Source organism: Saccharothrix sp. BKS2, from assembly GCF_047689505.1.
Lineage (GTDB): Bacteria > Actinomycetota > Actinomycetes > Mycobacteriales > Pseudonocardiaceae > Actinosynnema > Actinosynnema lopnurensis.
The window spans coordinates 224,763-247,977 of record NZ_JAUQOL010000006.1 but is presented as its reverse complement, the minus strand read 5'-3'; the positions used below and the strand labels follow the sequence as shown (position 1 = coordinate 247,977).

Here is a 23,215-nt window from a genome sequence, read left to right as displayed (position 1 = left end):
ACTACGGTGTCCCGCCATGGCCCCCGTCCCCTCGTGCCCGGCTGAAGCCATGTCCCCGCACGCCCCGTCCGCCGCCCCGTCCGTCGACCTGGCCGAGGCGGAGGACTTCGTCCGCCTGCACCACGGCGAGCACCCGGAGCTCGGCCCCGTCGAGCACCGCCTCGCGGAGGTGCACGCCGAGGTCGCCGCCACCGGCACGTACCGCCACACGGCGGACGAGCTGGTGTTCGGCGCGCGCGTCGCGTGGCGCAACAGCGCCCGCTGCATCGGCCGGCTGTACTGGCGCAGCCTGAGGGTCCGCGACCTGCGGGACCTGCGCGACCCCAAGGAGGTGGCCGACGAGTGCGTCGAGCACCTCAAGCTCGCCGGCAACGGCGGCAAGGTGCGCCCGGTGATCAGCGTGTTCGCCCCGGACGAGCCGGGCCGGCCGGGACCGCGCATCCGCAACGAGCAGCTGATCCGCTACGCCGGCTACCTCGGCTCGGACGGCGGCGTGCTGGGCGACCGGCGCAACCTGGGCCTGACGGAGGAGGCGCTGGAGCTGGGGTGGCGGCCGCCGGCCCGGCGCGGCCCGTTCGACGTGCTGCCGCTGGTCGTGACGCGCGAGGGCGCCGAGTCCTGCCTGGTCGAGCTGCCCGGCGAGGCCGTGCTGGAGGTGCCGATCGAGCACCCCGAGCTGCCGTGGCTGGCCCGGCTGGGGCTGCGCTGGCACGCGGTGCCCGTGATCAGCAACATGCGCCTGCGCATCGGCGGGGTCGACTACCCGGCCGCGCCGTTCAACGGCTGGTACATGGGCACCGAGATCGGCGCGCGCAACCTCGCCGACGCCGACCGGTACGACCTGCTGCCGTACCTGGGCAGGCGGATGGGGCTGGACACCTCCAGCGTGCGGACGCTGTGGAAGGACCGGGTCCTGGTCGAGCTGAACCGGGCGGTGCTGCACTCGTTCGCGCGGGCGGGCGTCACCATCACCGACCACCACACCGAGTCCGACCGGTTCCTCGCGCACCTGGAGAAGGAGGAGGCGGCGGGCCGGTCGTGCCCGGCCGACTGGACCTGGATCGTGCCGCCGATGTCCAGCGGCATCACCGGCGTCTTCCACCGCTACTACGACCGGCGCGAGCTGGTGCCGAACTTCTTCCCCGGCGACACCACGGGCGTCTGCCCGGTCATCCACTGACCGTTCGGCGCAACAAGACGTACATACGGTTGAAGTGAAGGGTCAACTGTGGCGTAGATCACCTCGAGCGGTCTACCGTGATCACCGTGAGAGTGGGTGTACCCGCGGAGTCGCGGCCCGCCGAGCGCCGCGTAGCCGGTCTGCCGGAAACGGTGACCACGCTGATCGGTGCCGGACTCACGGTGGACGTGCAAGCCGGAGCGGGCAGACACGCCCACGCCTCGGACGCCGCCTACCGCGCAGCCGGTGCGAACGTCGTCCCAGACCACCCCGCCGGGCGGTGCGAGGTCCTGGTCTCCGTCCAACCACCGACCCCCGAGCAGGCCGCCCGCCTGCGCGAGGGCGACATCACGATCAGCTTCCTCCAGCCCAACGCCGAGCCGGAGCTGGTCGAGGTCCTCCGGGCCAACGGGGTCACCTCCTTCAGCCTCGACCTGCTGCCCCGGGTGACCAGGGCCCAGTCGGCCGACGCCCTGTCGTCGCAGGCCCTGGTGGCGGGCTACCGCGCCGTGGTCGAGGCGACCCGGCGGCTGCCGAAGTTCCTGCCCATGTTCACCACCGCCGCGGGCACGGTCCCGCCCGCCAAGGTGCTCATCCTCGGCGCGGGCGTGGCCGGCCTCCAGGCCATCGCCACCGCCCGCCGCCTCGGCGCGGTGGTCGAGGCGTACGACGTGCGCGCCGCGGCCAAGGAGGAGGTCCGCAGCCTCGGCGCGAAGTTCCTCGAACTGGACCTGGAGACCCAGGGCGGCGTCTACGCGCAGGCCCAGTCCGAGGAGTTCCTGGAACGCCAGCGGCAGCTGATCGCCGAGCGCGTCGCGGCCTCCGACATCGTCATCACCACCGCCGCCGTGCCCGGCCGGACGGCCCCGGTGCTGGTCACCAACGACATGCTCAAGGCGATGACCCCCGGCTCGGTGGTGGTCGACCTGGCGGCCGAGTCCGGCGGCAACGTCGCCGCGTCCCAGCCGGGCGAGGACACCTGGCTCGGCGAGGTGCTCGTCGTCGGCGCCCGGAACATGCCCAGCACCATGCCGGTGCACGCCAGCCGCCTCTACGCCCGCAACGTGGCCAACCTCCTGGTGATGATGACCGCCGACGGCCGGGTGGCGCCGGACCTCGACGACGAGGTGCTGGCCGGCTGCTGCCTGACCCACCGGGGCGAGCTGAGGAGGGAGCTGTCGTGATCGACCTGCTGACGATCTTCGTGCTCGCCGTGTTCGTGGGCTTCGAGGTCGTGTCGAAGGTGTCCACCATCCTGCACACCCCGCTGATGTCCGGCGCGAACGCCATCCACGGCGTGATCCTGGTCGGCGCGATCCTCATCACCGGCCGCGCCGAGCACGCACTGGAGGTCGCCCTCGGCCTGGCGGCGGTCTTCCTGGCCACGGTCAACGTGGTGGGCGGGTTCGTGGTCACCGACCGGATGCTGGAGATGTTCAAGGGGCACCGGCGGTGAGCCCGACCTGGGTCCAGCTCGCCTACCTGGCCGCCGCCCTGTGCTTCGTGCTGGCGCTCAAGGGCCTGAGCACGCCGAGGTACGCCCGCGCGGGCAACCTGGTCGGCGCGGCGGGCATGGCGCTGGCCGTGGTCACCGCCTACGTCCACGGCGCGGTCCACAACGGACTGCTCATCCTGGTCGCGATCGCCGCCGGCGTCGCGGTCGGCATCCCGGCGGCGCGGTCGGTGAAGATGACCGCCATCCCGCAGATGGTGGCGCTGTTCAACGGCGTCGGCGGCGCGGCGGCGGCGCTGGTGGCGCTCACCGAGTTCCTGGAGGTCGCCGAGGGCTCGGTGCTGTTCCAGGTCGCCACCGTGCTCACCGTGCTGATCGGCTCGGTCAGCTTCTCCGGCAGCGTGGTCACCTTCCTCAAGCTCCAGGAGGTCATGACCACGCGGCCCGTGCTGCTGCCCGCCGGCCAGGTGGTCGGCGTCGCGGCGGCGGTGGCGAGCGCGCTGCTGGCGCTGGGTGTCGTACTCACCGGCAGCGGCACGCTCCTGGTGCTGCTCGCGGTGGCCGGGCTCGCGCTGGGCGTGCTGTTCGTGCTGCCGGTCGGCGGCGCGGACGTGCCGATCGCGATCTCGCTGCTCAACGCGTTCACCGGCCTGGCCGTGGCCGCGTCGGGCTACGTGCTGGCCAACACGCTGCTGATCGTCGCCGGCACGCTCGTCGGCGCGTCCGGCACGATCCTGACCCGGCTGATGGCGCAGGCCATGGGCCGCCCGCTGACCAACATCCTGTTCGGCGCCTTCAAGACCACCGCCACCGCGGCGGCGACCGGCGAGCAGCGCACCGTCCGGTCGGGCACCGTCGAGGACGTCGCGATCCTGCTCGGCTACGCCCACTCGGTGCTGGTGGTCCCCGGCTACGGCCTGGCCGTGGCGCAGGCCCAGCACGCCGCGCGGGAGCTGGCGCAGCTGCTGGAGCAGCGCGGCATCGACGTGGCGTACGGCATCCACCCCGTCGCGGGCCGGATGCCGGGGCACATGAACGTGCTGCTCGCCGAGGCCGACGTGCCCTACGAGCACCTCAAGGAGCTCGACGACGTCAACCCCGGCATCGGCAGCGTCGACGTGGTGCTGGTGGTGGGGGCGAACGACGTGGTCAACCCCGGCGCGCGGGACGAGCCGAGCAGCCCGATCTACGGGATGCCCATCTTCGACGTGGACCGGGCCAAGGCCGTGGTGTTCATGAAGCGGTCGATGCGGCCGGGCTTCGCCGGGGTGGACAACACCCTGCTCTACAACCCGAAGACGACCCTGCTGTTCGGTGACGCGAAGGACTCGCTGACCAAGCTGCTGGCGGCGGTGAAGCAGGTGTAGCGCGGTCGTTTCCCGGCCGGGGCGGTTCCCGGCCGGGAAACGACCGCGCTACAGCTCGTAGCCCGGCACGGCCGGTCCGAAGTGGTCGCCGAACGCGGCGTCCGCCTCGACCCGCGCCCACCAGTCGGCCCGCTCCCGGTCGCGCACGTCCGGCACGAGCACGGCCACGCCGGACCGCCGCACCAGCTCCACCATGCGGGTGATCGCGTCGTGCAGGAAGCCCCGCGGCAGGTCCGCCAGCCTGGTCACCACCGACGGGTCGAGCACCAGCGAGCCCACCGGCAGCTCGGCCAGCAGCGACAGCTCGGCCTGCCCGCCGTTGAAGCGGCTCAGGCCGGTGGTGATGCCGCTGTCGCGCAGCACCCGCGCGTTGTCCTGCCCCGTCTCGGTGAACATCGACCTGGTGTCCAGGAAGATCCGCAGCCGCGACGCGGGCAGGCCGGTCTCGTCCAGGGTCCGCTTCACCGCGCGGACCAGGTCCTCGTCGCGCGACTGCATGGGCGACAGCTCGAAGAACAGCACGCCGGTCACCTCGCCCGCCGCCTCGCGCAGCGCCCACTGGCCGAGCGCGAGCGACAACCCGTTGGCCTCGGCCAGCTCCACGCACTCGTCGTGGTCCAGGTCGTCCCACCGCAGGCGCGCCACGTGCCCGAGCGCCCGCCCGGTCGCCAGGTCCACCACCGGCTGGTGCTCGACCTCCAGCTCACCGTCGGCCAGCGCGCCGGGCATCCGCGCCGCCCGCGCCATCCGGGTCCGCGACCGCTGGTCCTCGTGCCGGTCGTAGGGCAGCCACTGCCGCTTGCCCGCCTCCTTGGCCCGGCGCAGCGTGGCGTTCGCGGCGCGCAGCAGCTCGGCCACGTCCCAGCCGGCCGGGGGCCGGTCCACCACGCCGATGCCGCACGACAGCGCCACGCCGCCGTCCATCGGCCGCTCCAGCGCCTCGTTGATCCGCTCCACCAGGTCGGGCACGGTCGGCGTGGTGGGCGAGTCGACCACCACCACGGCGAACTCGTCGCCGCCCATCCGCGCGACCAGCGCCTCCTCGCCGACGACCACCGCCTCCAACCGGTGGGCCACCTCCTTGAGCAGCCGGTCGCCCACCTCGTGGCCCAGGCCGTTGTTGACCACCGAGAAACCGTCCAGGTCCAGGTGGTAGAGGGTGATCCCGCCGCGCGAGTGCAGCGCCTCCAACCGGCTGATGAAGCTCGGCCGGTTCGCCAGGCCGGTCAGCGAGTCGTGCACCAGCTGGAAGTCCAGGTTCTTCTGGAGCAGGTGCAGCTCGCTGACGTCCTCCACCATCGTCACCTGGTAGGCGGGCGCGCCGGCGTCGTCGCGCAGCAGCGACACGGCCAGGTGCGCCCACACCGGCTCGCCGTCCGCGCGCAGCAGCCGCCGCTGCTCCCGGAACCGCTCCACCCGGCCCTCGCCCACCGACCGGTACGCGACGGTCAGGTGCTCCGCGTCCCGGGGGTGGAACAGCTCGGCCAGCCGCCGCCCGGCGAACCAGCCCGGGTCCCGGTCGACCATCTCGGCCATCGACTCGTTGACCTCCACGCACGTGCCGCGCGCGTCGGTGATCACCATGCCGAACCCGGACGAGTCGAACACCTCGCGGAACCGCGCCTCGCTGACCCGCAGCCCGCGCTCGGCCCGGCGCTTGGCCAGCAGCAGCGCCTGCTTGACCTCCTCCTGCTGGTCGAACGCGTCCAGCCGCATCGCGGTGGCGAAGCCGGCGCCCACCGCGCCCAGGATCGCGACCGCCCGCTCCACCAGCCCCGGCACGTCGTCGAACTCCGGGCTGAACAGCAGGGCGTGCCCGAGCACCTCCGTGGTCCGCCGCAACGTGTCCGGCCCGGTGAAGTGCGCCTCGACCAGCCCGCGGCCGACGGCGACGACCGGTTCGGGCGTGAACGGCTCGGCCCGCACCGCGTCCACGACCACGTCCACCAGGTCGAGCAGGTACAGCTCGATCTCGACCGGCGACCGGGGCACGTACGCGGTCGGGTAGATCGCGCGCATCCACGCGCGGGCCAGTTCCCTGCGACGGGTCCTAGCGGGTGGTGGCACGGGCGCTCACCCCTTGCGGCCCACCCCGGCGAAGATCCCGGCCCGCTCGGCGTCCTCCTCGGCGGCGCCCTCCTCCGGGCGCCACCGCGGCAGCGGCACCACCCCGGGCTCGACCAGGTCGAAGCCCGCGAACAGCGCGGTGATCTCGGCGTGGGTGCGCGGGTACATCGGGTTCGCGCTCTTCTTCATCACCTCGACCACCCGGGCCATCTCCTCCGGCTGGAGGTCCGAGGTGAACTGGGAGAGCGCCAGGTGGCTGCCGGGCGCCACCGCGTCGCGGTAGGCGGCGACCACGGCGGCCGGGTCCGCCTCCGGCGGCACGAAGTGGAACACGCCCACGGCCAGCACGCCGACCGGCTCGGCGAAGTCCAGCAGGCCGGTGCCGCGGGCGGCGGCCAGCACCGCCTCCGGGTCGGTCATGTCCTCCTGGAGGATCGTGGCCGACTCCTCGCGCTCCAGCATCATCCGGCTGTGCGCGACGGCGACGTCCTCGAAGTCCACGTAGACCACGCGCGACCCGGGCGCGGCCCGGCCGGCGACCTCGTGCACGTTGCCGACGGTCGGGATGCCGGACCCCAGGTCCAGGAACTGCCGCACGCCGGCGTCGACCAGGTGCAGCACCGCGCGCCGGAGGAAGGACCGGTTGAGCCGGGCGATCGTGCGCGCGTTGGGCTGGGCCAGGATGAACTTCTCCGCCAACGCCCGGTCGGCGGCGAAGTTGTGGCCGCCGCCCAGCAGGTAGTCGTAGAGCCGGGCGGCGCTGGGCAGCCCCGTGTCGACGTCGTCAGGGACCCAGCTCAGCCGATCCGCCACCGCACCTCACCCATCCGCCTCGCCCCCGCGGGGCGACAGTACTGACATGATCCGTGCGTTGGCAGGGGGTGAGCCCGCTTGTCCCCGATCGGCCTAGACACCACTCGTCGGTGTGGCCGTCGGAGTGACGAGGACCACGACCGGTGCCCGGGAGACGTGCCGTCCGGCGAGCCGTCCCACATGCCGGGCACCGGGGCGCCGCGAGCGTCGCGACCACCCGCCGGGGGGTCGCCGGCCAGTACCCTTCGCCCATGTCAGACGAGGCCCGCACGCTCACCGACGTGGTCACCAGGCTCCGCCGGGCGCTGCGCACCAGCATCCGCTCCGAATGGCCGTGGGACGCGCTGCCGATGGCCCGGGTCGAACTCCTCCAGACCCTCGCCGAGCGGCCCCCGATGCGCGTGGGCGACCTGGCCTCGGAGCTGCGCCTCGCGCCCAACACGGTCAGCGGGCTGGTCGGCCAGCTCATCGAGAGCGGCCTCGTCGAGCGGGGCGGCGACCCGGCGGACCGCCGCGTCGCGCGCCTGTCGGTCACGCCCCGGGGGCACGAGCAGCTGGCCGTGTGGCAGGCCGCGCACGAGAAGCGCATCGGCTCGGCGCTGGACAAGCTCGAACCGGGGGAGCGGGCCGACGTGGTGCGCGCCCTGGCCGCCCTGGACCGGCTGGTGGACCACCTGCGTGACCACTGAGAACCGCGTGGTCGCCGCCGTGGCCCTGGGCGGCGGGCTGGGCGGCGCGGCGCGCTACGGGGTGGGGCCGGCGGTGCCGGGTGTCGCGGGCGTGCTCCTGGTCAACGTGGTCGGGTGCGCGCTGATCGGGGCGCTGCTGGTGGTGGCGCCCCGGCTGCACCCGCTGGCCCGGCCGTTCCTCGGCGTGGGCGTGCTGGGCGGCTTCACGACGTTCTCGGCCTGCGCGCTGGACGCGGTGGAGCTGGGGGACTGGCGGGCCGCGGCGTACCTCGTGGCGTCGGTCCTGCTGGGCCTGTCCGCGACCGCCGGGGCCGCCGCGCTCACCCGCCGGGTCGTGCCGTGACGCCGGTGCTGGTGTTCGCCGGGGCGGCGGTCGGGGCGGTGCTGCGGTACCTGGTCGGTCGCGCGCTGCGGCGCTCGTTCCCGTGGGCGACGCTGCTGGTGAACGTGGTGGGGTCGTTCGTGCTGGGCCTGGTGGCCGGGTCCGCCCCCGCGGTGGCGGCGCTGGTCGGCACCGGCTTCTGCGGCGGGTTGACCACGTTCAGCACGTTCAGCTGGGAGACCGTGGCGCTGGTCGAGGAGGGCCGCGCGGGGCGGGCGCTGGCGAACGTCGCGATCAGCGTGGTCGTCGGCGTCGCGGCGGCGGGGCTGGGGTACCGGCTCGGCCGGTGACGCCCGCGCGCCGGTCCGGGCGCGACCCCGCCGCCGCCCGCGCGCCGGTCACCCGGTGGTCAGCCTCCCCAGCACTTCCGGCAGCTCACCGGTGTGCACCACGCCCAGCCGCTGCGTGGCCCGGGTCAGCGCCACGTACAGGTCGCTCGCCCCGCGCGGCGACTCGGCCAGGATCCCCGCCGGCTCCACGACCAGCACCGAGTCGAACTCCAGCCCCTTCGCGTCGACCACCCCCAGCACCACCACCTGCGCGTCCAGGTCGTCGGACGCGCCCGGCACGACCGCGCGCAGCTCCGCCACCGACGCCGCGGGCACGATCACCGCCACCTTGCCGTCGCCGACGCCGGCGACCTCCTTCTCCACCAGCGCCGGCAGGGTCTCGGCCACCGAGTCCACCCCGAGCGCCCACGGCGGGAAACCGCTGTCCCGCACCGAGGTCGGCGGCTTCAGCGCCGGGTCGACCGACGCCAGCACGTCCGCCGCCACGGCCATGATCTCCGACGGCGTCCGGTAGTTCACGGTCAGCTCGGTGAGCTTCCACCGGTCCATCACGTACGGCGAGAGCACCTGGTCCCACGACGACGCGCCCGCGATGTCGCCGGTCTGCGCGATGTCGCCCACCACGGTCATCGACTTGGACGGGCAGCGCCGCATCAGCGTGCGCCACGCCATCGCCGACAGCTCCTGCGCCTCGTCCACGATGACGTGCCCGAACGTCCACGTCCGGTCCGCCGCGGCGCGCTCGGCCGCGGTCTCGTAGCGCTCGGCGCCGTGCCGCTCGGCCAGCCGGTAGGCGTCGACCAGGTCGGTCGCCATGAGGATGTCCGGGTCGGCGTCGTCCTCCAGGTCCAGGATGTCCAGCACGCCCTGCGCGTAGTCGATCGCCTGCCGCCGCCGGCGCTCGGTCCGCGCCTTGGCCTCGGTGTCGTCCTCGCCCAGCAGCTCGGCCGCCTCGTCGAGCAGCGGCACGTCGGCCGGCGTCCACTCCGCCCCGCGCGGCCGGCGCAGCAGCTCGCGCTCGGCGGGCGAGAGCTTGGGCGTGGCCTTGGCGATCAGCTTCGGCGACGCGTACAGGTCCTCCAGCAGCCGCTGCGGGGTCAGCGTCGGCCACAGCCGCTCGACGACCCGCTGCACGGACGGCTCCTCGCGCAGCTCCCGCCGGATGTCGTCGATGTCGGCCTGGTCCAGCAGGTGGCGCCCCAGCCGGGACACCGCCTGCGCGGCCAGCGTCGAGATGATCTCGCGCTGGAACGTGCGCCGCGCCTCGTTGTGGGGCCGCCGGGTGCGGCGGGCCCGGCCGCGGGCGTCGCTGATGGCCCGCCGGTCCAGCCGCAGCACGTCCTGGTCGAACGGGACCTCGACCAGGCCCGGCGCCTCCTGCCGGTCCTTGATCGCCCGCGCCACCACGTCCGCCATCTCGGCGCGGCCCTTGAGCGCCGCGGCCGCGGCGGGCTCGCGGCCCACCGCGGTCAGGCCCGGGAACAGCTCGCCCACGGTCGACAGCAGCACGCCCGTCTCGCCCAGCGAGGGCAGCACCTGCCCGATGTAGCGCAGGAACGTCGCGTTCGGCCCGACCACCAGCACGCCGCGCTTGGCCAGCTGCCGCCGGTGCGTGTAGAGCAGGTAGGCGGCGCGGTGCAGGGCCACCGCGGTCTTGCCCGTGCCCGGACCGCCCTGCACGACCACGACGCCGTTCAGCTCGGTGCGGATGATCCGGTCCTGCTCGGCCTGGATGGTGGCGACGATGTCGCCCATCTGCCCGGTGCGGCTCGCGTTGACCGCGGCCAGCAGGGTCGCCTCACCGGTCAGGCCCTCCGAGGACCGGTGGGGGTCGACCGAGTTGATGTCGAGCACCTCGTCGTCCATGCCGACGACCTTGCGCTGCTTGGTCCGCAGGTGGCGGCGCCTGCGCACGCCCTCCGGGGCGGCGGCGGTGGCGAGGTAGAACGGGCGGGCGGCGGGCGCGCGCCAGTCCATCAGCAGCGGTTCGTACTCCTTGTCCTCGTCGAACAAGCCGATCCGGCCGATGTAGAAACGGCCGTCGGTGTGGAAGTCCAGCCGACCGAAGCACAGCCCGTTCTCCACGGCGCTGTACTGGGCGAGCTGATCGGAGTACAGCGCCACCGCGGTGTCCCGCTCGGAGCGCATCTGGTGCGTCCCCCCGGTTTGCCTCAGCGCGCCGGCCAGGCGCTTCGAGCTCTGCTCGCGGAGGTCGTCCAGCCTGCCGTACAGCATCGACACGTATTCCTGCTCCGCCTCGGTTTCCGCGAGCCGGAGGTCATCGGAGGGGCTTGACAACGTGCCTCTTTTCTGGATAGCGTGGATTATCAGCCTGCGTGGCATTGCGGCTGACAGTTGTTTGCGCCCTGCGCCCTTCCCTGCTGCGCAGAACGTCCAATCTACTACACGCGCCCGCTCGTGGTGCCGCCCCGACTTCGTCAACGGTGGGGTTGCCGCGTCCGTTCGGCCGAGTGCCCGAACCCGTTGAGCGGTGGGGCTTGCGCTGAGGTGCGTCGGGGTGGTGGGGCGGCGATCCGCTGTCGCGCAACCGGTTCCGCGGCCGCGCGCCCGGTGCCGCCGTGGCCCAACCGGGTGCCGGCCACCCGCGACCAGTGCTGCCACCCCCGAACCGGTGCCGGTGCGCGGCCGGTGCCGCCTCGCCACCGCCGCCCCGCCACCGCCGAGCGGCCAGCGCCGGTGCCGCCCCGCCACCGCTCACCGCCCCCGAGCGGCCGCCCGCGCGCCCCCACTGTCTTCCCGCCCACCGGGTACACCTGCCGCACCCGCCCACCACACCACGTGAGTACCCCGGGAGGACTCGACCACCAGACGAGCGGCCCTCCCGGGCAGCCGGGTGAAACCGGACAGCGGTGACCAACCGCCCCGGCAGGCTGGCGGGTGTGAGGGAACATCGCCGGGAACTGTCCAGGCTCTGCCGCCTCGCGGTGGACCGGCCGAGGTGGGAGCTCGCGTTCGCGGTCGTCGTCTCCGCCTGGTCCCTGGCCTGGGTGCTGGGGCAGGCGTTCGGCGCGCCCGGTCCGCTGGACGTGCTGCCCGCGCGCTGGGCCGGCCTGCCGACCGGCCTGCCGGACGCCGCCGGCGCGTGGGCGGTCGACCGCACCGGGCCCCTGGCGTTCGCCGGCGGCCTGCTGTGGGCGATGACGGGCCCCGGCAGGCAGCTGCCCGCGCTGCTCGGGTGGCTGGCGGTGATGGCGGCGGCCGAGGACGTCGGCTACGTCGCGGTCAAGTGGGCGCTGTCGGCGTTCGCGGCCTTCCTCGTCGTGATGGGGCTGGTGTCGCTCACCGGGCGCCGGGCCTTCGTGGTGGACCGGGTCGCGGTCATCCCCCGGGACGTGGCGCGGGCGGGCGCGACGGCGGCCGCGCTGTCGGCGGTCGTGCCCCTCCTGGCGCCCGGTCTGGTGCTCGCCCGATTGGTCTCCCCCTACCTCACCCGACCGCCCCGACCGGCTTCGGACCCGATCGTCCGCCCCCGGTCGGCCGAACGGCCGCCATCACCCGAGGGGGTGAACCCGGTGCCCGCCCAGCGGGTCGCGCGGTGACGCCGACGGGTTTTTCGTGGTCAGGGCGTTTTCGGCGGGAATAGTTTTGCTCGCCAACAATCCCGACGCGGTAACCGAGCAGACCTCACATCACATTCCGGAATCGTCTGGTTGGGCTTACCGGTCCGTATCCATCAAGATGAGCGCGTGCATGAAAATCCCGCTGAAAACCGCTTAGCCAAGGTGATGCGGCGTCAGCCCGTTCAGCAGCGCGGTGCCGCCACGGTGACCGCCATTGTCGATGCCTGCGCGACGCTGCTCAACGAGTACGACTACGACGACATCACCACCGCCCGGATCGTCGAGCTCGCAGGCGTGCCAATTGGATCGTTCTACCAATACTTCCCGGACAAGCGTTCTGTTGTGCACGCCTTGGCGCTGCGCGGCATGGAGGAGTACCTCGGACGGGTGGAATCCCTGTTCACAGAGGGTCGCCTGGCCGGGGACTGGCGGGGAGCGGTCCAGCAGGTCGTCGCCGTCTACCTGAAGATGCTGTCCGACCTCCCGGGCTTCGGCCGGGTCCGGTTCAGCGACCTGCTCGACGGGCACCGCCTCGACTCGTCGGTCGACCAGTACGAGCTCATGGCCGAGCGGCTGCGCGACCTGTTCGTGCGCCGCTTCGAGGTGCGGGGCGACGCCCCCGTCACCCTGACCTTCCGGATGGCCGCCCAGACCGCCGACGCGATGTACAAGCTGGCCGAGAGGGTCGAGGAGGAGGAACGCCCGGTCGTGCTCCGCACCGCGGACAACGTGATCCTGGAGATGCTGGCGGGCGTGTTCGACCCGGCGTGACTTGCCGGGTCGGTCCGGGTGGTGTGGGGTGGACCGGTGAGCGACGACTTCGACGTGATCGTGATCGGCGGCGGGCCGGTGGGTGAGAACGCCGCCGCGCGGACCGCCGCCGGCGGTCTGCGGACCGCCCTGGTGGAGTTCGAGCGGGTCGGCGGCGAGTGCTCGTACTGGGCGTGCATGCCGAGCAAGGCTCTGCTGCGCCCCGGTCACGCGCTCGCCGCCGCTCGTCGCCTGCCGGGCGTGCCCGTCGGCGACCGCCTCGACGCGGCGGCGGTGCTGGCGCGGCGCAACGGCTTCACCTCCGACTGGGACGACGCCGGCCAGGTCGAGTGGGCCGAGGGCGCGGGCCTGACCGTGCTGCGCGGTCGCGGTCGGCTGGTCGGGGAGCGCCGGGTCGACGTGGGCGGTCGCGTGCTCACCGCGGCCAGGGCGGTGGTGGTGTGCACCGGCAGCGTGCCGCGGGTGCCGCCCCTGCCCGGCCTGTCGGACGTGCCGCACTGGGGTTCCCGCGAGGCGACCTCGGCCCAGGAGGTGCCCACCTCCCTGGTGGTCCTGGGCGGCGGCGTGGTCGGCGTCGAGATGGCGCAGGCGTGGGCGCGGCTGGGCTCGCGGGTCACCCTGGTGGCGTCCGGCGAGCGGCCGCTGCCGAAGTTCGAGGACTTCGCGGGCGACCTGGTGGCCGACGGCCTGCGCGAGGACGGCGTGCGCGTGCTGACCGGGGTCCGGGCCACCGGTGTGTCCACAGCGGACGCCGGGATCTCGCTCGCGCTGTCGGACGGCTCGTCGGTCGAGGGCGCGCACCTGCTGGTGGCCACGGGCCGGCAGCCGGCGACGTTCGACCTGGGCGTGGAGGAGTTCGGCTTCGGGGCGGGCGACCCGCTGCCGGTCGACGACACCGGCCGGGTGTCCGGAGTGGACTGGCTGTACGCGGCGGGCGACGTCACCGGCCGCGCGCTGCTCACGCACCAGGGCAAGTACCAGGCCCGCGCGGTCGGCACGGCCATCGTCACCGGCGCGGTGGACCCCGAGCCGTGGACCGCCCCGGTGTCCACGGCCGACCACACCGCCGTGCCGCAGGTGGTGTTCACCGACCCGGAGGTGGCCTCGGTCGGCCGCACCGCGGCGCAGGCCCGCGAGGCCGGCCTGGACGTGCGGGTGGTGGACGTGGACATCGCGGTCGCCGGCTCGTCCCTGCACGCCGACGGCTACCGCGGCAAGGCGCGCATGGTGGTCGACGAGCGCACGCGGACCCTGGTCGGCGTCACGTTCGCCGGTCCCGACGTGGCCGAGATGATCCACGCGGCCACCGTCGCCGTGGTCGGGGAGGTCACCGTGGACCGGTTGTGGCACGCGGTCCCGGCGTACCCGACGATCAGCGAGGTGTGGCTGAGGCTGCTGGAGTCCTACGGGCTCTGACGCTGGGTGCGACACCGGTCGGCGCACCGTGTTCGCCCTGGTCCGAGTGCCGCAACGCCGTGCCGCCATCGGTCGGCTGGACGGGAGAGCGGGCCTCACGTCTCATTAGACTGCGCCGGTGAGCAGAGGAACCGTGGTCCTGACGACGGCCGCCGTGCTGTGGTGCGCCTTCGTCATCACCACCACGTTCCTGCCCGGCGGTCCCCGGTGGACGCCGATCGCGGTGCACCTGCCGGGCTTCCTGGTGCTGCCGGTGTTCCTGCACACGCTGCTGCGCGCGCGGTCGGCGGCGCTGTTCTGCCTGGCCCACGTGCCGGTGCCGGTGCTGGTGCCGGGGATCGCGGCGGTGCTCGGCGGGTGGCTGTTCGCGTGGGGCGTGGTGGTGGGCGAACCGGGCACCGAGTCGCTCAGCGGGATCGCGGGGCTGGTGATCGTGCTGCACGCGGCCTTCGGCCTGATCGCCGTCGGCATGGTGCGCACCGGGCGCTGACCCCGGCGGCACTGACCTCGGCTCTGCCGACACCCTTGCGGCGCCGGACCCCTGCTCTGCCGACACCCCTGCCCCGCCGAGACCCCGACCCCGCTACTGCTGCGCGGCCGGCAACCGCAACGCCTGTTCCGCCACCTGCCCCAGCGCGGGGTCGCCCCCGTCGGACTCGCCCTCCGCCCACACCGCCTGCGCGATGCGCACCTGCCCGCCCTTGGTCGTCGAGCGGAGCGCGGACCGGTCGAACGACACCGGCCCACCGGGCCAACCCCGGCCCTCCCGGACCAGCGCGATCACCCCGCCCGCGCCCGCGGTCGTGGCCACCGAGTGCAGCTCGCCCGCGCGCTGCGCGTCGGGCAGGCTCAGCTCGGCCACCGCCACGCCGACCCGGCGCCCGTCCACCGCGGTCTCGTACTGGGCGCGCCGCAGCTGCATGCACATGTGCTCCGACAACCACGCCTGCACGTCCCCGAACGCGTGCCCGGCGCAGTCGTCCGTCCGGTCCGCGCCGCGCGGCGAGAAGTTGCGGCCGTCCACCACGACCGTGGTCGGCCGCGCGGTCGAGGTGGCCGCCGAGGAGCTGTCCGAGGAACCGTCCGGGGACAGCGCCACGACCAGCGCGATGACCAGCAGCACGCCCACCACCGACGCGACCAGGTAGGGCAGGGCCGGGCGGCGGGGCGCGACGGTGATCCTCGGCAGCAGCACCGTGTTGGCCGAGGCCAGGTCGGCGGCGGCGTCGGAGAAGCCCTCGGCCAGCAGCTGCGCCCGGGGCGGCGGCGGGCCGGTCGGCGCGAGCACGGCCACCAGCTTGGCGGCGTGCTCGGCCGAGCAGGGCCGGTCGCTGGTGGCCAGCTCGCGCGCGGCGGCCAGCAGCGTGGTCGGCTTGGGGTGCAGCACGCGCACGCCCCGGTTGAGGTCCACGGTGGGCTGCACGACCTGGCCCACGTACGGGCCGACGGCCACCACGGTGGTCACCGGCAGCGGCTCGCCGCGCATGTCCTGGATCCGCCGGGCGACGGCGGTGGTCGCCTCCAGCGCCTCGGCCGCGGGGCTCAGCGCGCCGTCCGGCCGGGTCAGCGGCCAGCCGTCGATCCGCCACTGGCCGTTCAGCGGCGCCTCCAGCCGCACCGCCGGGTCGGGCAGGTCCACGCCGACCACGACGAGCACGCCCCGCGGCAGCACCACCACGGCGTCCAGCTCGCGCGGGCAGTCCGGCGGCCGCACGCCGAGCAGCGCGACACCGCCGAGCACCGCGTCGCCGTTGCCCCAGGTGCTCAGCGCGGCGCGCACGTCCGCGCCCACCCCGGAGGGTTCCGACCCCAGCCTGATCAGCCGCACGAGATTCCACCGTTCCCCACGGGCAGACACGGTAGCGCCGCCGGCGGCCGGGCGGCGCGCCCCGCCAGGAGTGTTGACCACGCGTGACTGTCATCACCTGATCGGCCGTGGCGCGTTGGGCCGAACGGTCCCGCCGTGGCAGGGTGTCCCCTGGGTGGGGCGGGCACCGGCGCCGGCCGCGCCCCCGCCGCGCCGTCGACGGAGGACCGACCACCGCGGTCGATCGTGGAGAGGATCTTCGTGCCGATCACGTGACCGTGTCCGGATGATCTCGGAAAGTGATCTCGCGGCCCCGCGGGTGTGGCCCCGTGGTTGCGAATAAGGGTCGAAAGCCCTGTATCTGACCCGCCCGAGTGAGGAACGGGCTGGTTCTTCTGGCGGACCGCTGCCCGAGCGGGCAGAATGACCAAGTCGGGATTTCACAAGATCGCCGCGGGACTCGGCAGGTCGTAGGGGAAGACGTCCCTCGTCGAGTAGCGGAGGTCAGCTGTGAGCACCCGTGGCAGGACCAGTGGCGTGGTCTACGTCCACTCGTCGCCGTCTGCGGTCTGTCCGCACGTCGAGTGGGCGATCTCGGGCACCCTCGGTGAGCGAGCGGACCTCAAGTGGGCGGCGCAGCCCGCTGCGCCAGGGCAGTTGCGCGCCGAGTGCAACTGGACAGGTGAGGCCGGCACCGGGGCCAGACTCGTGTCCGCGCTCAGGGCGTGGCCGATGCTCAGGTTCGAGGTGACGGAGGACCCGAGTCCGGGCGTGGACGGCGTGCGGTACTGCTTCGCGCCCGTGCTCGGCCTGTGGCACGCGCGCACCAGCGCCAACGGCGACATCGTCGTGTCCGAGGACCAGCTCCGGGCCCTGGCCGCGCGCAGCCGCGGCGGGGAGTCGTTCGCGCACGGCGTGGACGAGATCCTGGGCGCGGCGTGGGACGACGCGCTGGAGCCCTTCCGGCGCGCGGGCGACGGGGCTCCCGTCACCTGGCTGCACCGCGTGGGCTGAGAGCAGGCCGACCGCCCGCCGACCGTCTCTAGTGGACGGTCGGCGCGGGTTGCCAGGCCGCCATCAGGTCCCGGTAGGCGCCGGAGGCCGCCATCAGCTCGTCGTGGCGGCCCAGCAGCGGCGCGCCGCCGTCCATCACCAGCACCAGGTCCGCGCGCAGCGCCGAGGACAGCCGGTGCGCGATCACCACCAGCGTGCCGCCGCGCGCCGCGAACGCCTGCTCCACCACGGCCTCGGCCGCCGGGTCCAGCGACGACGTGGCCTCGTCCAGGATCACCACGTCCGCGTCGGAGGCGTGCACCCGCGCCGCGGCCAGCAGCTGCGCCTCGCCCGCCGACAGCCCGCCGCCCGCGTGGCCGATCCCGCCCGCCAGGCCGCCCAGCCGCGCCAGCACCTCGGAGGCGCCCACCGCCGCCGCGGCCGCCAGCAGCCGGGCGTCCGAGGCGTCGGGTGCGAGCAGCGCCAGGTTCTCCCGCACGGTGCCGGTGAACAGGTAGGTCTCCTGCGGCACCAGCGCGATCCTCCGGTGCCGCACCTCGGCCGCCACCGACCGCACCGGCGCCCCGCCGAACAGCACCTCGCCCGCCTGCGGCGCCACCAGGCCGGTGACCAGCCCGGCCAGCGTGGACTTGCCGATCCCGCTCGGCCCGACGACGGCCAGGTGCGAGCCGCCCGGCAGCACCAGGTCCAGCGATCGCACCACCGGCTCGGCGCCCGCGCCCCAACCGAATGTCACCCCGCGCAGCTCCACGTCCTGCCCGTCGGGCACCGCGTCGCCGGTGGGCTCGTCGACGGGCGGTGCGGCCTCCGCCAACCGGCGCAGCGCCACCACCAGCCGCAGCACCACCGTGCTCACGGTGTCGGCCAACCGCCGCAGCGCGGGCTGCACGCTCGTGCCCAGGTACACCACCGCGCCCAGCACCTCGCCGGCGCTCAGCTCGCCGGAGCGCACCATCGCGGGCGCCAGCACCAGCAGCAGGGCCAGCGGCGCGAACCCGCCGAGCGCGACCACCACGCCGCGCAGCGAGGTCGCCCACGCCATCCGCACGGCCGCCGCCGCCTGCCGCTCGACCTGCGTCGACACGTCGGCCACCGCGTGCGCGGCCCCGTCGACCGCCACCACGTCCCGCACGCCCAGGAACACCGTCCCGGCCACGGCCGCGGTGTCCTCGTCGGCCAGCACCAGCCGCCGCTGCCCGCGCGCCAGCGACGGCAGCATCAGCCCGAACAGCACCAGCGCCGCCACCACCGGCAGGATCACCAGCCAGGCCAGCGAGGACACCGTCGCGGCCAGCCCCACCAGCGCGGCGGTCGTGGTCACCAGCAGCGCCCGCGCCTGCACCAGCACACCGGCGGTCGCGTCGCGCACCACCTCGACGTGCCGGGTGATCCGGGCGACCGCGCTCGCGTCGGGCTGCCGGGTGTGCGAACCGCCGCGCAGCACGCCGCGCACCACCTCGCGCACCAGGGCGTCCCGCAGCGGCTCGACCACCGCGCCCAGCCGCATGAACACCTGCCGCAGCCCGAACCCGCCGAGCACCGCGACGCCGGCGAACGCCAGCAGCCAGCCGACGCCCACCCACGGCTCGCCGACCGCGAAGCCGCGGTCCACGGCCAGGGCCACCAGCCGGCCGGACAGCAGCGCCGGCACGCCCTCCAGCACCGACCAGCCAAGCAGCACCGCGACGCCGCGCCGCTGTTCCCGCAACGCCCGCAGGTAGGCCATCAGCCGAACACCGCCCGGTACTCGTCGTCGTCCCACAGCTCGCGGTGCGGCGCCACCGCGCGCACCCGGCCGCCGTCCAGCCACACCACCACGTCCGCGCGCCGCGCGGTCGCCGCCCGGTGCGTCACCACCACCCGGGTCCGCCCCGGCAGCGCCGACTCCACCGCGCGCTCCACAGTGGACTCGGTGACCATGTCCAGGCTCGCGGTGGCGTCGTCGAGCACCAGCACGGCCGGGTCGCGCACGAACGCCCGCGCCAGCCCCAGCCGCTGCGCCTCGCCGCCGGACATGGGCGCCGCCGACATCGGCGTGTCGTAGCCGTGCGGCAGCCGCACCACCACGTCGTGCACCTGCGCGGCCCGGCACGCCGCCAGCACCTCGTCCTCGCCGGCCGACGTGCCGTAGCGGACCGCGTCCCGGACCGTGCCGCCCACCAGCGCCGGCCGCTCGAACGCGTAGCCGACGGACCCGCCGCGCAGCACCTGCCCCGACGCCGGCCGGGCCAGCCCGCCGATCACCGCGGCCAGTGCGGACTTGCCCGCCCCGGACCGGCCCACCACGGCCACGAACGCGCCCGCCGGCACGGCCAGGTCCACGTCGTGCAGCGCGTCCGGCACGCACACCCCGCTCAGCCGCACCTCGCCGGCGGCGGTCGACCCGGGCGGCCGGGCCTCGTCCACGGGCGTGTCGAAGACCTCCTGCAGGCGGGCCGCCGAAGCGCGGGCGCGTTGCAGGCTCGTCAGCACGGTGGCCTGCCCGACCACCGCCATCCCCAGCGCCGCGTACCCCAGCGCCGCCAGCACGTCGCCGATGCTCAACCGGCCCGCGACCAGGCCGAACCCGGCGGCGGTCAGCACCGCCAGCTCCACCGCGGGCAGCAGCAGGCCGGCCCGCCAGATCATCCGGGCCTGGGTGCGCCACATGCCCGCGCCGGCGCTCGCCAGCCGGGGCAGCGGCCGCAGCACCCGCTCGGCCTCCTGGTCGGCGCGACCGGAGGCGGCGATCGTGCGCAGGCCGCCGACGGCGTCGACCAGCCGCGCGGACAGCTCGCCGGAGACCTCCTGGTAGGCCGCCACGTCGGAGGCGGTCAGCCGCAGGTGGGAGCGCACCAGCAGGGTCGCCAGCGGCACGCTGAGCAGGAACACCGCGGCCAGTCGCCAGTCCATCAGCGCCAGCGCCACCACCGCGCCCACCGCGGTCAGCACCGAGACGCCCACGTTCACCGCGGGCACCGCGATCCCGCCCGCCATCGCGCTGTCACCGGTCAGCCTGCTCACCGCGTCACCGGCCTCGAACCGCGCCGGGTGGCCCAGCGCCAGCAGGTGCCCGGTCAGCCGCCGCCTCAGCCACGCCGCGCCGCGCGCGGTGATCGAGGCGGCCAGCACCACGCCGATCGCGTCGCCCACCAGCTCCACGACCGCCAGCCCGATCAGCCACAGCACGGCGGCGCCCGCCGGGCGGCCGGCCAGCGCCGCGTCCACCGCGGCGGCCAGCGCGGTCGGCAGCAGCAGCCCGGCGGTGGTGGCCAGCAGCGCGTTGACCGCCAGCAGCAGCCAGCGCGGGTCGCGGCGCACGACCGGGGGAAGCGACATCTCGGCTCCTCGGCGCATCATGTGTGCGGGGGCCCGACGGCGTGCCGTCGAGCCCCCGCGGTGACCGGGTGGGCGGCGCACTTCGCCTGCGCCGCCCACCCGGTGGGCATTACCGTGTCGAGCCTGGTCAGCAGGCCAGCACGCTGAGGGTGGAGTGGCTGCAGACACCCAGCAGGGAGAGGTTGGAGGCGGTCGTGCTGCCGCCGCCACCGCCGCTGCTGCCGCCCGACGCCATCGCGTTGGACTGGGCCTCGGGGGTCTCCAGGTCCTGCAGGTCGAGGATGAAGTCCATGATGACTCCTTTTTCGGGGGATTTCGGAAAGGGTTACTGCTACCGGCCCGGAAGGGCCGGGGCTGTGAGGAACGGCAGCACGGGGGTGCCGTTCACGAGGGTGCTGAGCGCCGCGAGCACGCCCGCACCGCCGGTGTTGAGGTCCATCGACAGCCGCCGGAGCTGGATGCCGGGGAACGCCAGGCCGTCCTGGTAGGGCACGGCGTGCCAGGACAGGCCGGCCACGTGCCGGTCGATCGCGTGCCTCGGTCCGCCGGTGTGGACGAGGGTGGCGAGCAGGCCCGAGCGCCCCAGCATCAGGGCGGGCTGCACGACGAACTCGCCGGTCGTGCCGGAGACCAGCTCCGGCAGCCGCCCCACGACCGGCAGGTCGGGGTCGACGAGGCGGAACTCGTTGAGCACCAGGGCGATGCCGGCGCTGCCGATGCCGATGTAGGGCAGGGTGCGGAAGTTGCCGTCCCGGACCTGCGTCGAGCCGTCCAGCGCGATCATCGTCTCGGCCAGGTCGCGCTCCAGCGCCGTGACGCCCGACTCCAGCCAGCGCCGGTCGCCGGTGTGCTCGAACAGGCGCAGGAACAGCAGCGCGGGACCGGACCAGCCGTGCTCCAGGCCCGCGCGGGCCTTGTCACCGGGCGGCTCGACCTGCGCCAGCGCGGTGTCCAGGCGCTCGCCCAGCTCCACCGCCCGCGCGAGGTAGGTCTCCTCGCCGCGCGTGCCGGCGAAGTGGAGCAGGTTGAGGCCGATGCCCGCCAGACCGGCGCCGAGGCTGTGGTCCTCGGTGTCGGGCAGCATCGCCGCGTAGGAGCCGACGATCTCGCCCGCCAGGTCGCGGTGGCCGAAGTTCTCCAGCACGTGCGCGACGCCGTGGGCGCCGGTGAAGAAGCCGGGCTCCTTGGGCGGGTCGCGGCGCACCGAGTCGAGCAGCCACCGCTCGTGGTCGGGGAACCGGCCCTGGCCGGCGGTGTCCAGCGCGTGCAGCACGCCCGCCGCGCCGTGGCCGAAGGTCGCGCCGCCGGTCTCGAACTGCTCCACGTCGCCGGGGAACAGGCGGTCGGTGCGGTGCGGGGTGGCGCTGGCCAGGACGCCCGCGGCGATCATCTTGAGCACCACGGGCAGGTCGGGCCCCGGGCCGTCCAGCGAGGTCGTCGTCGGGCCGGTCGGCGGGTCGACGCGGCGGGCCAGGCCGTCGAGGATGCCGGCGCAGTACTCGTCGGGCAGGTCGAACCGGCGGCGGATGAAGTCCACGTGCGAGCGCAGCTTGACCGGTGCGAGCTCGATCACGGCGTTGAGCGGCAGGAACAGGTACAGGCGCAGCGCGGCCAGGGCGTGCTCGTCGATCTCGAAGCCGCTGCGGTCCGGCGGCGCCTGGAAGCCCGGCGAGCCCAGCGTGGGCTTGCGGTCCTCCTCGACCGGGAACGCCAGCTCGAAGTCGATCAGGGAGACCCGGTCGTCGTCGTCCACCAGGACGTTGAGCGGGTGCAGGTCGCAGAACACCACGCCGCGCCCGTGCACCTCGTCGACGATCCGCTCCACCTCGGCGACCAGCTTCAGCGCGCGCTCGGTGTAGGCGGTGACCGCCTCGTCGGTGACCTCGTGGTGGGTGAGCGGGTAGTTGACGCCGAGCCACTGGCCCAGCGGGCGGCCGGGCACCTCGGACATGGCCATGAACTCGTGCTCCCACGCGGTGAAGCGCTCGAACACCTCGGGCACGCCGTGGACGCCGGCGAGCCTGGTCAGGATGTCGTGCTCGCGGTGCAGCCGGGCGACCGCGTCGACGTTCTCGCGGTCCAGGCCGGCGTGCGGGCGGGCCTCCTTGAGCACCACCTGCCGGTCGTCGGACTTGCGGGTCGCCTGGTACACGCCGCCGCCGTTGGAGAAGTGCAGCGAGCGCAGCACCCGGTAGGGGAACCCGTCCTGGCCGCCCGCCCGGCGCGCGGCCAGGTGCTCCTCCAGGAACGCGGGCACCTTCACCCAGTCGGGCACCCAGAACACGGGCTTGCGCTGGTCGGGGACGAGCGCGCCGTCCGGGCCCTCGATGGCCAGCACGCGCTTGCCGTCCATTTCCAACCACTGCTCGACGAACCCGCCGTAGCGGACGAAGAGCGGGCCGGCGCCGTAGCGGAGATCGCTGAGGATGTACGCGCCCGCCTGTCCCCGGAGGATTTCCGAGAGCTCGGTGAGCGTGCGCTCCAGCTCGGTTTCGTCGGCGGGGTAGATCGTGATCAGCTTGCCGCTGCCTTCGCGCGGGGCGTACTTGGAGTTGCGGGCCAGGACGATCGAGTGGGTGCGCAGGTACTTGAACGGGATCCGGCGCTCCGTCAGGTACGCGTGGGCCGCCCGCAGCACCTCACCGGCGTTCAGCACGGTCGCCGAAACGTGGATCTTCCAGCCCTGCTTGGGCAGCACCACGCCGTTCGGGTGCAGGTGCCGCCAGATGTTCCGGTCGGCCTGGGTCCAGCCCTCCGGCAGCGGGGGCAGCAGGTGGGAAAAATCATCCCGGCCCGTTTCGTCCTGACTTTGCACGTCGTAGAAGAGGCGGTCCGCGAAGCAGTAAGCCTCATAGCGGAGATCCACAGGAATTCGCCTCCCCACGATTTATTCGACCGGCATATTCCCGCACGTTGGCCGGCGGCCAACAATCCACCGAATCGGGGAGTTGGTGCTTCCATCCGTGTCCTACCCTTCCGCGTGTTTATGCACCTCGGGTGGTCATTGCCCCACTCGGTTCACCCGTATGCCAGGTTTGGCATCACCTGAAAGCGGAGAAGGTCACCC

At 74.1% G+C, this 23,215-nt stretch carries 20 protein-coding genes; 12 read left to right on the top strand and 8 right to left on the bottom strand.

Annotated elements, in window-relative coordinates; translation table 11 throughout:
* The first annotated feature begins 16 nt into the window (after positions 1 to 16).
* The 4 genes from Q5530_RS14685 to Q5530_RS14670 all read left to right on the top strand — a co-directional run bounded on the left by Q5530_RS14685 (position 17) and on the right by Q5530_RS14670 (position 4,000).
* Positions 17 to 1,180, top strand: coding sequence for a nitric oxide synthase oxygenase (locus Q5530_RS14685; protein ID WP_415362739.1), 1,164 nt, complete (start codon positions 17 to 19; stop codon positions 1,178 to 1,180).
* Positions 1,181 to 1,266: 86 nt separating this feature from the next.
* A complete protein-coding gene (locus Q5530_RS14680; protein ID WP_415362737.1) occupies positions 1,267 to 2,364 on the top strand; it encodes a Re/Si-specific NAD(P)(+) transhydrogenase subunit alpha in 1,098 nt (365 codons plus the stop codon).
* Positions 2,361 to 2,636 (top strand): NAD(P) transhydrogenase subunit alpha, encoded by a 276-nt coding sequence (locus Q5530_RS14675; RefSeq protein WP_380636500.1) that lies wholly within the window; start codon positions 2,361 to 2,363, stop codon positions 2,634 to 2,636. The genes Q5530_RS14680 and Q5530_RS14675 overlap by 4 nt, the downstream gene beginning before the upstream one ends.
* A complete protein-coding gene (locus Q5530_RS14670) occupies positions 2,633 to 4,000 on the top strand; it encodes an NAD(P)(+) transhydrogenase (Re/Si-specific) subunit beta (protein WP_380636497.1) in 1,368 nt (455 codons plus the stop codon). The genes Q5530_RS14675 and Q5530_RS14670 overlap by 4 nt, the downstream gene beginning before the upstream one ends.
* A gap of 48 nt (positions 4,001 to 4,048) precedes the next feature.
* On the opposite strand, the gene Q5530_RS14665 is transcribed toward Q5530_RS14670, so the two are convergent.
* Positions 4,049 to 6,067 carry a diguanylate cyclase domain-containing protein gene (locus tag Q5530_RS14665; RefSeq protein ID WP_415362735.1) on the bottom strand — a complete coding sequence of 673 codons (2,019 nt, stop codon included), beginning with the start codon at positions 6,065 to 6,067 and terminating at the stop codon, positions 4,049 to 4,051.
* 6 nt (positions 6,068 to 6,073) lie between these two features.
* Entirely contained in the window at positions 6,074 to 6,880 is an 807-nt protein-coding gene (locus Q5530_RS14660) for an SAM-dependent methyltransferase (protein WP_415362734.1), read from the bottom strand.
* 251 nt (positions 6,881 to 7,131) lie between these two features.
* On the opposite strand from Q5530_RS14660, the gene Q5530_RS14655 reads away from it, so the two are divergent.
* The 3 genes from Q5530_RS14655 to crcB are packed head-to-tail and all read left to right on the top strand — an operon-like array spanning position 7,132 to position 8,241.
* The gene (locus Q5530_RS14655; RefSeq protein WP_380636487.1) at positions 7,132 to 7,569 is read left to right on the top strand and encodes a MarR family winged helix-turn-helix transcriptional regulator; all 438 of its coding nucleotides are present in this window, start codon (positions 7,132 to 7,134) and stop codon (positions 7,567 to 7,569) included.
* On the top strand, positions 7,559 to 7,912 hold the full coding sequence (locus Q5530_RS14650; RefSeq protein WP_415362733.1) for a fluoride efflux transporter FluC: 354 nt from the start codon (positions 7,559 to 7,561) through the stop codon (positions 7,910 to 7,912). Before Q5530_RS14655 ends, Q5530_RS14650 begins: the two co-directional genes overlap by 11 nt.
* A complete protein-coding gene (crcB, locus tag Q5530_RS14645; protein ID WP_415362731.1) occupies positions 7,909 to 8,241 on the top strand; it encodes a fluoride efflux transporter CrcB in 333 nt (110 codons plus the stop codon). Before Q5530_RS14650 ends, crcB begins: the two co-directional genes overlap by 4 nt.
* A 48-nt stretch (positions 8,242 to 8,289) precedes the next feature.
* Here crcB and Q5530_RS14640 read toward each other — a convergent pair whose 3' ends face one another.
* Entirely contained in the window at positions 8,290 to 10,539 is a 2,250-nt protein-coding gene (locus tag Q5530_RS14640; protein ID WP_415362730.1) for a HelD family protein, read from the bottom strand.
* 602 nt (positions 10,540 to 11,141) lie between these two features.
* On the opposite strand from Q5530_RS14640, the gene Q5530_RS14635 reads away from it, so the two are divergent.
* The 4 genes from Q5530_RS14635 to Q5530_RS14620 all read left to right on the top strand — a co-directional run bounded on the left by Q5530_RS14635 (position 11,142) and on the right by Q5530_RS14620 (position 14,499).
* Positions 11,142 to 11,801 carry a hypothetical protein gene (locus Q5530_RS14635; protein ID WP_380643316.1) on the top strand — a complete coding sequence of 220 codons (660 nt, stop codon included), beginning with the start codon at positions 11,142 to 11,144 and terminating at the stop codon, positions 11,799 to 11,801.
* A gap of 225 nt (positions 11,802 to 12,026) precedes the next feature.
* Positions 12,027 to 12,593: a TetR/AcrR family transcriptional regulator gene (locus Q5530_RS14630; protein WP_415362729.1), complete on the top strand. Its 567-nt coding sequence runs from the start codon at positions 12,027 to 12,029 to the stop codon at positions 12,591 to 12,593.
* A gap of 54 nt (positions 12,594 to 12,647) precedes the next feature.
* Positions 12,648 to 14,009, top strand: coding sequence for a dihydrolipoyl dehydrogenase family protein (locus tag Q5530_RS14625; RefSeq protein ID WP_380643322.1), 1,362 nt, complete (start codon positions 12,648 to 12,650; stop codon positions 14,007 to 14,009).
* 118 nt (positions 14,010 to 14,127) lie between these two features.
* On the top strand, positions 14,128 to 14,499 hold the full coding sequence (locus Q5530_RS14620) for a hypothetical protein (RefSeq protein WP_380643312.1): 372 nt from the start codon (positions 14,128 to 14,130) through the stop codon (positions 14,497 to 14,499).
* Between the two features lie 93 nt (positions 14,500 to 14,592).
* On the opposite strand, the gene Q5530_RS14615 is transcribed toward Q5530_RS14620, so the two are convergent.
* Positions 14,593 to 15,837 carry a hypothetical protein gene (locus Q5530_RS14615; protein ID WP_415362728.1) on the bottom strand — a complete coding sequence of 415 codons (1,245 nt, stop codon included), beginning with the start codon at positions 15,835 to 15,837 and terminating at the stop codon, positions 14,593 to 14,595.
* Between the two features lie 489 nt (positions 15,838 to 16,326).
* Between Q5530_RS14615 and Q5530_RS14610 the strand changes: the two genes are divergently transcribed.
* On the top strand, positions 16,327 to 16,830 hold the full coding sequence (locus Q5530_RS14610) for a DUF3145 domain-containing protein (protein WP_415362726.1): 504 nt from the start codon (positions 16,327 to 16,329) through the stop codon (positions 16,828 to 16,830).
* 28 nt (positions 16,831 to 16,858) lie between these two features.
* Here Q5530_RS14610 and Q5530_RS14605 read toward each other — a convergent pair whose 3' ends face one another.
* From Q5530_RS14605 to lanKC, 4 genes are all read right to left on the bottom strand, one after another.
* A complete protein-coding gene (locus tag Q5530_RS14605; RefSeq protein ID WP_415362724.1) occupies positions 16,859 to 18,556 on the bottom strand; it encodes an ABC transporter ATP-binding protein in 1,698 nt (565 codons plus the stop codon).
* A complete protein-coding gene (locus tag Q5530_RS14600; RefSeq protein ID WP_415362723.1) occupies positions 18,556 to 20,148 on the bottom strand; it encodes an ABC transporter ATP-binding protein in 1,593 nt (530 codons plus the stop codon). Before Q5530_RS14600 ends, Q5530_RS14605 begins: the two co-directional genes overlap by 1 nt.
* Positions 20,149 to 20,275: 127 nt before the next feature.
* Complete coding sequence (locus tag Q5530_RS14595; protein ID WP_380643305.1) at positions 20,276 to 20,440, bottom strand: SapB/AmfS family lanthipeptide; 165 nt, start codon at positions 20,438 to 20,440, stop codon at positions 20,276 to 20,278.
* Between the two features lie 39 nt (positions 20,441 to 20,479).
* On the bottom strand, positions 20,480 to 23,014 hold the full coding sequence (gene lanKC / locus Q5530_RS14590) for a class III lanthionine synthetase LanKC (protein ID WP_415362722.1): 2,535 nt from the start codon (positions 23,012 to 23,014) through the stop codon (positions 20,480 to 20,482).
* Between the last annotated feature and the right edge of the window lie 201 nt (positions 23,015 to 23,215).